Genomic DNA, 12285 nt, shown 5'->3' on the forward strand with positions numbered 1-12285 from the left:
CAAGCCCCGTGGAGTAAAACAAGGATTCGGAGACTCGTTTCTGCGGGTCCAGGGGTTGAGGCCCACTGGGTCCTTCGCTGCAAAATCTTGCCGTAATTCTAATATTCACTAGAATGATTGCATGAGAGAGTTGAAGAATCACCTTTACGAGCAGGTCGCCCGGATCGGGAAAGCTGTAGCCAGCCCGAAGCGGCTGGAGCTCATCGAACTCCTGTGCCAGGGCGAGAAGACGGTCGAGGTACTAGCTGCCCAAGCGGGAATCAGCGTGAAGCTGGCTAGCGCCCATCTCAAGGAACTCCGCGGGGCCCGCCTTGCCGAGACTCGCAAGGTTGGAAAGTATGTCGTGTACCGGCTGGCCAGCACCGGTGTGGCCGACCTCTGGGTGACCTTGCGTTCCGAAGCCGAAGAGCGGCTGGTCGAATTGCAGGTGGCACTGGCGACCATCGTCGAGCATGACGATAACCTTCAAGGATTTGACCGGGTCGCCATCCTCAGGAAGGCCAGGGCAGGGGAGGTGCTGGTGCTGGATGTACGCCCTGCCGATGAGTTCACCGCGGCCCACCTACCGCATGCTCGCTCCTTGCCGCTGGGCGAGCTTAAGAAGCGGCTTGCCGAGATCCCCAAGGACATGCCTGTGGTTGCCTACTGCCGAGGCCCCTTCTGCTTGATGGCCAAGGACGCTGTCGAGTTCCTGCGCAGCAAGGGCTACCATGCCTTCCATCTGATCGATGGCGTGGCCGAGTGGCGGGCCCACGGGTTGCCCATCGAGCTTCAGGGCAACCCATGAAGGCGCTTGGACACAGGAGACAGTTATGTTCTTCCGGCAACGCCCCGCAGAAAACGCCACGCTGTCCTATTTCTTCGGATGCGCCGGTGTCGGCAAGGCAGTTGCCGTCGACGTCGTCGCCGGTGACGAAGCCTGGTTCATTGCCGAGGCCAAGAAGAGGGGCGTAGTGATTACCCATGTGATCGACACCCATGTACACGCCGATCACTACTCCGGGGGTCCCGCACTGGCGCGTCAGGTCTATGCGCCCTACTACCTGCACGAAAGCAACAAGGGACGGGGGGCATTCGACTTCGCGCCGCTGGTCGATGGCCAGCGACTGGAGGCCGGCAATGTGCTGGTCGACGTCCTGCACACTCCCGGGCACACACCCGACAGCGTCTGTCTGCTGGTGCGCGACCTGCGCCGAGGCGACGAGCCATGGTTTGTGATGACCGGAGACACGCTGTTTGTGGGGGCCATCGGACGCCCCGACCTCGCTGGCATGGAACGCGAGATGGCCGCCCAGCTTTATGACAGCCTGCATCAGAAGTTGCTGACGCTGCCTGCAGATCTCGAGATTTACCCAGGGCACCAGGCTGGCAGCGCGTGCGGCGTCGGCTTGTCTGGCAAGCCTGCGTCGACCATTGGCTTCGAGAAGCGCTGGAACGCAGCGCTCACCTTGGAGAAATCCGCTTTCGTCGAATACCTGACCAGGGAGATCCCCCCTCAACCCGCCAACATGGAAGCGATGGTGCGGGCAAATCTAGGTTGGGGGCGCTAAGGCATGAACACGGCGCCGATCCGCCTCGGGCTGCGTGAGAACCTCGGCCAGTTTTCGCTGCTGGTCCTCGTCAACGCATTTGTTGGTGCCATGGTGGGCCTAGAGCGCAGTATCCTGCCGGCCATTGCCGAGCAGGAATTCCACATCGCGGCGCGCACGTCGGTTCTTTCCTTCATCGTGGTGTTTGGTCTCACCAAGGCACTGACGAACTACTTTGCCGGGCGTTTTTCCGATCGCTTCGGCCGGAAGCGAGTCTTGGTGGCCGGCTGGCTGGTCGCCATACCGGTCCCATTCATTCTGATGTGGGCACCCAACTGGAATTGGGTGGTCGGAGCCAATGTCCTGTTGGGCGTGAGCCAGGGGCTGACGTGGTCCACCACAGTCATCATGAAGATCGACCTGGTCGGCCCGAAGCAGCGCGGCCTGGCCATGGGACTCAACGAATTTGCCGGATACTTCGCGGTGGCAGCCAGCGCACTGGCCACTGGTTGGACCGCCGCCCACTTCGGTCTCAGGCCCGAACCCTTCTACCTGGGCGTCGTCTACGTTGCTGCCGGGCTGCTGCTTTCCGCGCTTGCGGTTCGCGAAACCCGGGACCACGTCGTGCACGAGTTGCGTGAGCACCATCCTCAAGCAGTTGCGGACAAGCTCAGCCAAGCCGAGATTTTCCGCCGCACATCGCTGACCGATCGCAATCTCTCCAGCGTCAGCCAGGCCGGGCTGGTCAACAACCTTAACGACGGCATGGCCTGGGGCCTGTTCCCGCTGGTCTTTGCCGCAGCAGGGATGACACTGGCGCAAATCGGCGTGCTAGCTGCGATCTATCCAGCAATCTGGGGCGCTTTGCAGATTCTCACCGGCGCTCTTTCGGACAAGATTGGCCGCAAGTGGCTGATCGTGTCGGGGATGTGGTTGCAGGCAGGGGGGATTGCCGTCGCCGCAGTAGCAGCAGATTTCCACGTGTTTGGTCTGGGTGCCGCTTTGCTTGGAATCGGCACGGCGATGGTCTATCCAACCTTGCTCGCCACGATCGGCGACGTGGCCCACCCTCCCTGGCGCGCTTCCGCAGTGGGCGTCTACCGGCTTTGGCGTGACCTTGGCTACGCAGTGGGAGCTCTCTTGGCCGGTATCACTGCGGATATGTTCGGCGTGCCGACGGCGATCTGGCTGGTCGCGGCGCTGACCTTGCTGTCGGGTGTGGTTGCAGCGGTGCGGATGAGCGAAACCCATGCAACAGGTGAGGCACGAGCGAGAGCGGCCCCATAGCCACAGTCCTGTCCATCGCCGTCCTATTGCCCTGGGGGGCGATTGCAGGCGCTCGCGATTGATGTGCGGTCAGACAGGCCCGTTTGGATAGCTGGCCCGGCGAGCGATACCTGACCCACATCGCCGAGATGCAGGTCGGCCTACGCGAACGGTTCTGCCAGACATCCAAACACCTTCTTCGTGTTAAAACATGTTTTCGTTCTAGGTGAAGGAGGGCGATTCCGGTGTCGGGCAATTTCCGATTTTTGTGGCTGACGCTGGCAGCTTTGCCCCCTGGGTACTGCAGATTTCGGCCGGTCTCCCGATTAGGTCTTCGTTGTGATCTCCTCTCCGTTCCATATGAGGCCCTCTTCGATGCCACCGTAGACCTTCGGTCCGGTATCGGAATTATGCCTGGCAGGTCACAATCGGCTCGCCTGCCTGCGCGGTTGTCGCTATGTAATGGGCTGAATACAGGGGCCGCAGCACGATTACCTATGTTGGCATCTCCGTCGCCTGGAGCTTTCCGGTTTGATGCGTCACCGCCTCGCCGTGCTGCTGGGTGGCCTCCCCCGTGATGTGCAAGGTGAGTCAAAACTGGAGTTTGTCAGCCGTAGAGCCCGCCCTGATCGGACGCATCGTCCGTGACGACATACCCGCCATGGGCGCCTGCCATGTGCCGGATTCGCACGGTCTGGTCAAGCTCGACGCCACGGAGAACCCGTACCGGCGCTCTTCCTTTTTGCCGTACGTTTCACCCCGCCTACGCTGCAATGTCGGCGGGGTCAGAGTCACCACCGTACATGTCGTTCCGCAAGGTGGTTCACGAACGAACTGCTAGCGTTACCGCATTCTAGTGCGGGCCGAGACTAAGCGACCCGGGGGTGGTGATGGGGTGGCGACTTTGCTTTGTACAAGCTGGCGGTATAGCCGGTTCGTTCAGCAATTGGCAAAGCAGCGGCGAGGGTACCGAATGCTTAAGTTTCGTACTAGCGCGCAGGCTTTCGTTCACAGCGGGACGATGCCTCCATCCTTGGCACTGCAGCAATACCTGCCCGACCTATAGTGAAACTCTGGTCCAGCCCGGCGACAGCGGAGGCGCCGGCCGCCACAAACGCGAACCGTGGCAAGTCCGCCTAGACAGCGGCTCCCATCGTTCTGGAAATCGGATCGTGATCGCCGACTAGCCCGGTGTACTTCCTGGAGGTTTCCATGCTGTACCAGTTCATGGAGTATCAATGCGCGCTGCTCGCGCCATTCGCTGCGTGGGCGGCGAGCGCAGCCAACGCGTTTGCCGATCATAACAGCCCCCTATCGCAGGTACCGGGCGCCCCCGCCTTGGCCGCGGGTTACGAAATGCTGTACCGCCTCGGCAAAACTTACGACAAGCCGACGTTTGGCATCGCTGCCGTCCAGCACAACGGCCGCGTCATCCCTGTGGTCGAACAAGTTGTGCTGGACAGGGCATTCTGCCGTCTGCTGCGCTTTGCAGCTGATCCACTCGCACTTGGCGCCGACACTTCCCAGCCAAGACCCGCTGTGCTGGTCTGTGCGCCGCTTGCAGGGCATCACGCCGTCATGCTTCGCGAGGTCGTCCAATCCCTTTTGCCGGAGCATATCGTCTATGTGACGGACTGGACGGATGCGCGCCGCGTTCCCCTTGCGGAAGGGCCGTTCCACCTGGATGACTATGTGATCGAACTGCAGGCGTTTATCCGTCAGATCGGCTCGTCGGAACAACTGCACGTGCTTGCCATCTGCCAGGCCACCGTGCCAGCCCTGGCCGCAGTTTCTTTGTTGTCCAGCGCCGATGAGCCGACCCCAAGGAGTCTGATCCTAATCGGCGGGCCGATCGATGCGCGCTGCAGCCCCACTGCGGTCGGAAGGCTGGCCGCAGACCACACGCTCGCATGGTTTCAACGGAACTTGATCTACACGGTGCCCGGTCGCTACGCCGGCGCCGGTCGCAAGGTGTACCCGAGCTTCCTGCAACTTGCCGGCCTGGCGGCAGCCCAGCCGGGGCTGGTGGTGGCGTCGCATCAGGACTACTATTTGGAGCTCGCAAGGGGTGACTACGAGCGTGCCGAAGCACACCGGCGCGTTTGCGATACGTACAACGCGGTACTCGACATGGCGGCCGAGTTCTACCTGGATACCATCCGGATCGTGTTCCAGGAGTTTCGTCCGGCGCGCGGCAATTGGTTCGTGCGAGGCCAGCTCGTGCGCCCGCAAGACATCCGCACTACTGCACTACTGACCATTGAAGGCGAACACGACACCATTTCCGGCAGCGGGCAGACCCACGCAGCGCACGGTCTGTGCCGGGGCCTTGCCGCCCGCGACAAGCGGCACGTGACGGCGCGCCGGTGCGGCCATTATGACCTCTTCTGTGGCCCCCGATGGCACTCCGAGATATACCCCGGCATCCGCGCTCTGATGCGACAGGCTACTGCCTCCGCGCTTGGCTTGGGAAGCTAGTTTCTTATCAATCACAAGACTCCGAAGCCCGAAACGGTCACGCGGCATACCCATAGATGAGAGCGCGAATGCGTGGATAGATCCGGGTGCACCACCGAGCGCCGGAGAAGATCCCGTAGTGGCCACAGCCGCGAGCGGTCAGATGATGCTTGCGCGAGTCGTCGATACCTGTGCAAAGATCGTGTGCTGCTCGGGTCTGGCCGCGGCCACAAATGTCGTCGTGCTCGCCTTCAACGGTGATTAGGGCACTGGACCGGATATCGCCCGGGCGTACGTGCTCGCCATGCACGCGCCAAATGCCGCGTGCCAGGCGACATTCCTGGAAGACCACCCGCACGGACTCCAGAGAGTATTCAGCATCCATGTCGAGCACGGCGTTGAAATCGTCGTAGAAGCATTGATGCATACTGGCCGACTCGGTTTTGCCTGCCGCTACATCGAAGTAATAGTTCAGGTGCGATTTCAGGTGGCGATCGGGATTCATTGCGATGAAGGCCAAATGCTGAAGAAAGCCCGGGCAGACTCTGCGGCCGGCTCCAGGGTACATAGAAGGCACGGTGTCGATCATTTGGCGTTCGAACCAATCGAGCGATTTATTGAATGCCAGCGTATTGACCACTGTGGGGTCACGCCGCACATCAACCGGACCGCCGATCAATGTGAGGCTTTTCGGTGTGGGCTCACCATGGCTTGCCATCAGGGATACCGCGGCGAGCACCGGCACGGTCGATTGGCATACGGAGACGATATGAATGTCCGGTCCCAAGTAGCCGATGAACTCGCGCACATAGTCGACATACTCATCAAGATGGAAGGCACCCTCGGCGAGCGGAACTTGGCGAGCGTCGCGCCAATCGGTGAGATAGACGTCGAAGTCTGGCAACATCGCCCGCACCGTCTCGCGCAGCAGCGTGGCGTGGTGGCCCGAAAGCGGCGCGACGAGCAGGACGACCGGATGGCGATAAGTAGTTGCGCGCTCAAAGTGCAGCAGGCGGCAAAACGCCTTGTCCAATACCACCGCTTCGCTGACCGCAACCTGGTGACCGTCGATCGATACTTGGGTGAGGCCAAATGGCCTCTTAGGATAGCGCTTGCAAAGTCGCACCAGCAATTGACACCCGGCAGCGAGATGGGTGGCTGGGGCGGCCATCGGTGCGTTTTCAAGAGCGCTCAAGAAGGTCGCGCTTGCATGAAGCCAGGGAAGAAACGGCACCCACGCAGCATTGCAAAGTTCATATAGCTGATACAAGGCTGTACTCTCGTCAACCACCACGATTTCAGCGTAGTGCTGGGAGGCTCGTCTGTTGAGCAGGCAGCCACGAAACGTGTTCTCGGAGATTGGATTTTTTCGCTGTAGGAACAAACTTACATTGAAAAGGACTCTGGGCGTATGGGGCCGCTGCTCGGGCGTTGGGCCGGCTGCAGTGCCCGAAACGACGCGATGCGGCTACGGACGGCAGTTGATCGAGAAGGCGCTGACCTTCACGCTCAAGGCCCGCATGCAGCTTCGCTTTGAAGCGGCGTACGCTGCCGGATCGAGGTGCCGCTGGAACCGCCGCAGACCGTTGGGCAGCAGCGGAAGGAAGCTTAACGGGAGGCGCCCATGGATCATGTGCCAACTCTGCAAGGCCGTCGTATCCTGGTCATCGAGGACGACTACGGGGTTAGTCAGGCAATCACGCTCTTGCTCGAAGGCGAGGGCGCCGAGGTGATTGGACCGGTCGGCTGGGCTGAAGAGGCTCTCGCCTTGATCGATAGCCAAGGCACGACGCTGGACGCCGCGCTCCTCGACATCGACCTGCACCTATGCCATTGCCGACGCGCTGGCAAGCCGGGGAATCCGCTTTGCCTTCGCGACGAGCTACGGCGCCGAAGCCATTGCGCCGGCCTATCGCGATGTCCCGTGTTGCCAAAAGCCGTTCAAGGTCGAAGATTTGGTCAAAGCCCTGTCGACGACGCGGGCATGAAATCCGAAGGGGAGGGCGGCTTCGCAGGAAACAAGTGGTTCACGACTGTCGTGAAGACGTTTCAAGTTCCGCTGCTGGGGGACGACATTTAGTGGGGGGGCAAAATGCAAGCGCTATTTGCACGACGCTACACACAACAGCCGGCTATTGTCGTCGCCCGGGAATACGTGGTTGACGAAACCCCGGTTGAAGTCATTTCCTTATACATACATGGACGCCCCCGGGACTGCCAGGTTTTCAAGGTGTGATGGTTCCAGGGTGGAGATTGCAGCCATACATCCGGCCTCATATGTGGGAATTGACCGCCGCCCCTGATGGAATCCGCTGGTTGGCTCCCCAATCAGAAGGGTGCACTTGGAGTGCGCTGTATAACGCGGGTTCTGCCAACCATGGTCTGACCTGTCTTGCCATCACTTCATTGTTGCCAGTGCAATCGGTGGTGGGCTCCTTCGCAATTTCCTTGGTGGAACTTGGCCAGGCGGATTACGCGCTTGCCGTGGCAGGCGTGTAATCCGCCTGGTACTTACGCCTGCGGACTAACAGTGCCCAAACGATCCGAGCATTCTTGTTGACCAATGCTACCGCAGCGATATTGAGGTTCCGACGCTGTTGTACTTTCATGACCTACTCAGAAGAAGGCTTCGGCTTGGTGACAGCGTAACGGCATACCGCTCGTGCGCCGTGAATTAGCAACGTCCTCAGATAGGAATCACCATGCTTACTGATGCCGAGCAACGTTGATTTTCCGCCGCTGGGATGTTGGAGCGGTACCAGCCCTATCCATGCTGCCAATTTCCGACCACAGCTAAAGCAACTTGCATCGCCGATCGAAGCCACCAGTGCATTCGCTGTGATGGGCCCGATTCCCGGGATTTGCGCCAATCTGCGGCTGACTTCGCTGTCGCGGTGGGGCTTTGATCTGCTTCTCACTGCCGCTGCTGCGCCGTGAGTGGGCGCGCACACGCTTCAAAGGTTGCCGCGCGGCGGACCCGTGCGTCTTGGTAGCGGAGACTGTGGCGCTGGCGCGCCGCAGGCCGCCTTTGTGTGATACCGACCCTACCGTGTGCGCGTCAGGCGAGGCGAGCGGCGCGATCTCGTCTGCATTCTTTTCCAGCAAGACTTGCTCGGTAGTGATTTCGTACACCATGGCGCTGCGGGAGTGCAGCGGTGACGTGGTCGCCTCCGCTAGCATCGGCGTGATCGCCCGAAGGAAGCAGCCTGGGGCAGAAAATGCAGCCAGCAGGCGGTATGGCAGCCACTGTCACCAGCCCGCGTTGAAGCGTGGCCTCGTCACCGAGCCGGAATACCGCATTTCAGAGCTGCGCGTGCTTCCTCCAGGAATTGCCTACCGATGTTTGTCATTTCCGCGCGTCGTTGTCATGCGGTCCAGCAAGCGAAGCGACTTTTCCAGTTTCTCGATCCGCCGGCTGAGCCCCGGCTGCGAAATGTGAAGTGCTTCGGCGGCCATATGGAACCTTCCTTTTTCGACGATAGCGACAAACGCTTGCGGATTTTCCAGGACGAAATTAATGCGTGACATGCATCAGATCATCGGAAAATTGCAATTCACAGATTAGTCGTCTCCCAATATTCTTGTAATGCCTGAACGGGACGTGGTGACGTGCCGCAAGGCGCACATAAACAGATTGATCTCGGAGACTTACGTTGAAAATCGCCGTTCGCCATCTCGCGCTCACCCTTACCCTGACTGCATGCACCTTGACCGCCTGGGCTGAAACCTGGCCCGCAAAGCCTGTAAAGTTCGTTGTACCGTTTGGTCCTGGCGGCGCCAACGACTTGGTTGCGCGCGCCGTGGCCGATGCGGCGTCCAAGCAACTGGGCCAGCCCATCATCGTAGAGAACAAGCCTGGCGCCGGTTCGGTACTGGGTGCCGACTATGTGGCCAAGTCCGCGCCGGACGGCTATACCTTCCTGGCACCGGCAGCCGGCGTGATCACCAACGGCATGATCAAGGCCCACCTGCCGTACAAGGAGCAAGACCTGGTGCCCGTCGCCATGCTGGCCGTCAGTCCGTCGGTCATCGTGGTGCCCGCCGACTCTCCGATCAAGGACCTCAAGGGTCTGGTTGCCAGCGGCAAGGGCGGCAGGAGCCTGAATTTCGCTACGGCGGGCACCGGAAGCACGCCGCACTTCGTCGCGGAAATGCTGAAGCTGGCGACCGGCGCAAAACTTGAGATCATTCCCTACAAGAGTGGCTCCGAAGGTATGGTCGCCGTTGTCGGCAAACAAGTAGACGCCACCTCCGAAGCCAGTGTTGTGGTTCTTCCGCAGGTCAAGGGCGGTAAACTGCGACCGATCGCTTCCACCTGGAATACCCGCATTGCCGCGATGCCGGATGTGCCCACCACCGCAGAACTCGGCTATCCCAGCGTATTCATCGGTCACTGGTCCGGCGTATTCGCACCGCGTGGTACCCCTGATGCGATCCTCGACAAGATGAACAAGGCTATCGATGCCGCCATCAAGTCACCTGACCTGCGGGCCAGGCTGATCCCGCAAGGTATCCAGCCGATGGGCGGGACGCGGGCAGACTTCACCACGTTCCTGGCTGGCGAAAAGGCTCGCCTCGGCCCGATCGCGCGCGCAGCCAATATGAAAGAAGACTGAGTGTCAGCGCGGTCCGTAGTTGTGAATAATTGGCTTCGACATGAAGCTGACAATCTTTGCCGCCAGGCATACCTTGATGGTTCTCATGCTCTGGCTGGCTGCTCCAGCCTGGGCAGACGAGATCCGCGTGATTACCTCGGGTGGCTTTACCGCGGCCTACCAGCAACTCGTGTGCCGCTCACCATGTCCTTTCCCTCGTTGAGCGTGGACTTCCCAGGCCAGTAATTCTCGCTGCGCGGCGAGCAATCAGTTGGGAGTTCTTCTACGATCAGCGCTTCCACGTTGTCACGATCAGCCTCTTGCACTCTTGCCATGACGGCCTGCCGAATCACGGATAGCGCATCCTGATCGGGTTGCAGCACGACGTCACGGATCGTTTGTTTGATCACATCACGCCAGGCAAAGCGTAGCGGATCGGGTTCCGCCAGGTCCTGCTTGATGGCAGGTACTCTTGCGTTGAGCGCTCGTAAGCCCAAACGTAGAGATCGCGCAGCAATTCGACGCGGGTCATTTCATACGTGCCGAGAATGGCGCGACTATAAGCTTGCTCCGGTACATCCAGGAATGTGAGCGGACAAAGGTTTTCGCGGAACAGCGGCAGATTGGCCACCAGGCGCGAAGTTCGTTTGTTCACGCCCGCGAATGGTTGCAGATATGGTAGGTGCACCAGTGCGAAGAATGACTGTTCGAAGGGATCGGCAATCTGATTCACTTTCCCGAGCAGGGCATCTAGTGCTTCCTCAGTTTGCTGTGGTGCTGACAGGGCTCATCAAGGTATAGCGGTCGAGACCTACCGTACCGATGTTCTCCACCAGCAGTTCGATGGAAGTCTTTTGGTTGAGAATCATCTGTGTTTCGATGGCCGCCTTGCCTTGCGCCGCCTTCCCGTGCTCGATCAACTCCCGGGTGTCGAGGCGGGAATAGGTGTTGCCCTCAAAATGACTCGATGCCAGTCGATCAGTAGCCGGTTGTTCAGGATGGCCCTGCTGTAGGTTCCAGCGGGCGCATCAGCCTGCGCCGTCTTGCCCATATCGTGTAACTGACGCCGAAGCGATTCCGACAGGTACCGTGTGACATTGGGCTGATAGGCGTCAAGGAAGTCGCGTTGGTACCCCACAGGCTTGCGCGCCTCCGGAGGCTGATCGATATACGCCACGATGTCGCGGCTATCGGCGGAAAGCGGAATGTAACCCGGGAAGCGGTCTTCCTCCGGGGAGGCAGCGGCAAACTCGGTCGCTTTCGCAGCGAAATAACGACGGGCGCGACCTTCGCCGATCGCCATGATCTGTCGATCATCGATCCATTGGCTCCTCCAGCGTTGTGCTGTCCGCCGTGCAACGTCGGGATGCTGTGCCAGCAACTCGGTAAGCATTAGTCCCGCGGAGGCTTTCCGGATACTTCTAGCAGGGCGTGGGCAGGGAACATGTCGGACGTGGCGCAGTTCGCTTAAAGAATGGCGCAATTGTGGCGCGGTTCTTTAAACTGCGCCATCAATTGCGGCGCCATCGCAGTCAGTGTCGTGACAAAGGGCCCGGCAGATGGCTCGGTGTTCTTCCTGACCAGCGCTGGAGCGATTGTTATCAATCCTTCGCTGTATAAAAACCTGTCCTACCGTCCGGAGGGAACCTGGTGCCGGTATCCATGGTGGTCACGACGCCTCAGGTCCCGGCGGTGCCCCCGCAGTCCAAGGTGAACTCTGCCAAGGATCTCGTGGCCCAGAGCCGTACGGGCCGTTCGGTGTCGCTGGCATCGTCAGGGATTGGCAGTATGCAGCACGTGGAGATCCAACTGTTCAAGGCCTCGACCTCGGCGGAGTTCTTGCATGTGGCGTACAAGGGCGCGGCGCCGGCCATCACCGATACGATCAGCGGGCAGGTCGATGCATTCTTTGGCGATGCGTCAGGGCTTGTACCGTTCATCGAGGGCAAAAAACTGAAGCCTGTCGCAGTGGCCACCGCCAAGCGGCTACCTTACCTGCCGGACGTCCCGACGCTGGACGAAAGCAGCATCAAGGGCGTGTATGCCGAAAACTGGTACGGTCTGATGTTCCCCGCTGGCAGACCTCACAAGATTGTGCAGGAGTTGAATGGCGCCGTCCGAAGAACACTAGAAAACAAGGACGGGCCAATCTCGCGAAGATGGGATTGGCGCCGGCGCCGTCCACTGCGGCGGAGTTCTCCGATCGGATCCGCGCGGACGGGGGAAAGTGGTCCAGGCTTGATTGCGGAGCGGAACGTCAAGCCCGAGTAAGGTGTTCGCCGGATTCCCTCCGGCGTCTGGTTAGAGTCCTCAATCTGCGGGCTGGCATTCTGGGACCGGTCCGGAGACGGCGTCGGCCCGGCAAAGCTTGTGCGCTCTGCCGGGCTTTTTTTTCGTTCGCGCGGTTTGTTGATACATGCAAATTCCATACAGTGGAA

General features: G+C 60.2%; 9 protein-coding genes and 4 pseudogenes. 9 read left to right on the forward strand and 4 right to left on the reverse strand.

Annotated elements, in window-relative coordinates; all coding sequences use genetic code 11:
• Window positions 1-121: 121 nt before the first annotated feature.
• The 5 genes and pseudogenes from KB879_RS36735 to KB879_RS36750 all read left to right on the forward strand — a co-directional run bounded on the left by KB879_RS36735 (window position 122) and on the right by KB879_RS36750 (window position 5273).
• Window positions 122-787, forward strand: coding sequence for a metalloregulator ArsR/SmtB family transcription factor (locus KB879_RS36735; RefSeq protein ID WP_211982800.1), 666 nt, complete (start codon window positions 122-124; stop codon window positions 785-787).
• A gap of 25 nt (window positions 788-812) precedes the next feature.
• Complete coding sequence (locus tag KB879_RS36740; RefSeq protein ID WP_153956312.1) at window positions 813-1550, forward strand: MBL fold metallo-hydrolase; 738 nt, start codon at window positions 813-815, stop codon at window positions 1548-1550.
• A gap of 3 nt (window positions 1551-1553) precedes the next feature.
• On the forward strand, window positions 1554-2816 hold the full coding sequence (locus tag KB879_RS36745) for an MFS transporter (protein ID WP_211982802.1): 1263 nt from the start codon (window positions 1554-1556) through the stop codon (window positions 2814-2816).
• A gap of 583 nt (window positions 2817-3399) precedes the next feature.
• Window positions 3400-3525: pseudogene (locus KB879_RS39900) on the forward strand (histidinol-phosphate aminotransferase); the annotation flags it as partial.
• Window positions 3526-4007: 482 nt separating this feature from the next.
• Window positions 4008-5273 carry a polyhydroxyalkanoate depolymerase gene (locus KB879_RS36750; RefSeq protein ID WP_211982804.1) on the forward strand — a complete coding sequence of 422 codons (1266 nt, stop codon included), beginning with the start codon at window positions 4008-4010 and terminating at the stop codon, window positions 5271-5273.
• A gap of 37 nt (window positions 5274-5310) precedes the next feature.
• Here KB879_RS36750 and KB879_RS36755 read toward each other — a convergent pair whose 3' ends face one another.
• Window positions 5311-6522, reverse strand: coding sequence for a polyhydroxyalkanoate depolymerase (locus tag KB879_RS36755; RefSeq protein ID WP_211982806.1), 1212 nt, complete (start codon window positions 6520-6522; stop codon window positions 5311-5313).
• 354 nt (window positions 6523-6876) lie between these two features.
• Between KB879_RS36755 and KB879_RS36760 the strand changes: the two genes are divergently transcribed.
• Window positions 6877-7332, forward strand: coding sequence for a hypothetical protein (locus tag KB879_RS36760; RefSeq protein ID WP_249221397.1), 456 nt, complete (start codon window positions 6877-6879; stop codon window positions 7330-7332).
• A gap of 391 nt (window positions 7333-7723) precedes the next feature.
• Here the strand turns inward: KB879_RS36760 and KB879_RS36765 are convergent.
• Window positions 7724-8149, reverse strand: a pseudogene (locus tag KB879_RS36765) (transposase); the annotation flags it as partial.
• Between the two features lie 436 nt (window positions 8150-8585).
• Window positions 8586-8780 carry a LysR family transcriptional regulator gene (locus tag KB879_RS39905; protein ID WP_249221398.1) on the reverse strand — a complete coding sequence of 65 codons (195 nt, stop codon included), beginning with the start codon at window positions 8778-8780 and terminating at the stop codon, window positions 8586-8588.
• Window positions 8781-8905: 125 nt separating this feature from the next.
• On the opposite strand from KB879_RS39905, the gene KB879_RS36775 reads away from it, so the two are divergent.
• Together KB879_RS36775 and KB879_RS36780 are read left to right on the forward strand one after the other, a co-directional pair.
• Entirely contained in the window at window positions 8906-9868 is a 963-nt protein-coding gene (locus tag KB879_RS36775) for a tripartite tricarboxylate transporter substrate binding protein (RefSeq protein ID WP_211982808.1), read from the forward strand.
• A 40-nt stretch (window positions 9869-9908) separates the two neighbouring features.
• A pseudogene (locus KB879_RS36780) lies at window positions 9909-10040 on the forward strand (ABC transporter substrate-binding protein); the annotation flags it as partial.
• Window positions 10041-10122: 82 nt separating this feature from the next.
• Here KB879_RS36780 and KB879_RS36785 read toward each other — a convergent pair.
• Window positions 10123-11240 (reverse strand): annotated as a pseudogene (locus tag KB879_RS36785) (Fic family protein); the annotation flags it as partial.
• A gap of 269 nt (window positions 11241-11509) precedes the next feature.
• Between KB879_RS36785 and KB879_RS36790 the strand changes: the two are divergent.
• On the forward strand, window positions 11510-12118 hold the full coding sequence (locus tag KB879_RS36790) for a tripartite tricarboxylate transporter substrate binding protein (RefSeq protein ID WP_211982810.1): 609 nt from the start codon (window positions 11510-11512) through the stop codon (window positions 12116-12118).
• The last annotated feature ends 167 nt before the right edge of the window (window positions 12119-12285 follow it).

It is taken from the genome of Cupriavidus sp. KK10, assembly GCF_018223725.1.
GTDB lineage: Bacteria > Pseudomonadota > Gammaproteobacteria > Burkholderiales > Burkholderiaceae > Cupriavidus > Cupriavidus necator.

Coding starts and splice junctions, on each gene's coding strand:
- KB879_RS36735 (WP_211982800.1), top strand. CDS start 122: ATGAGAGAGTTGAAGAATCACCTTTACGAGCAGGTCGCCCGGATCGGG.
- KB879_RS36740 (WP_153956312.1), top strand. CDS start 813: ATGTTCTTCCGGCAACGCCCCGCAGAAAACGCCACGCTGTCCTATTTC.
- KB879_RS36745 (WP_211982802.1), top strand. CDS start 1,554: ATGAACACGGCGCCGATCCGCCTCGGGCTGCGTGAGAACCTCGGCCAG.
- KB879_RS36750 (WP_211982804.1), top strand. CDS start 4,008: ATGCTGTACCAGTTCATGGAGTATCAATGCGCGCTGCTCGCGCCATTC.
- KB879_RS36760 (WP_249221397.1), top strand. CDS start 6,877: ATGGATCATGTGCCAACTCTGCAAGGCCGTCGTATCCTGGTCATCGAG.
- KB879_RS39905 (WP_249221398.1), bottom strand. CDS start 8,780: ATGTCACGCATTAATTTCGTCCTGGAAAATCCGCAAGCGTTTGTCGCT.
- KB879_RS36790 (WP_211982810.1), top strand. CDS start 11,510: ATGGTGGTCACGACGCCTCAGGTCCCGGCGGTGCCCCCGCAGTCCAAG.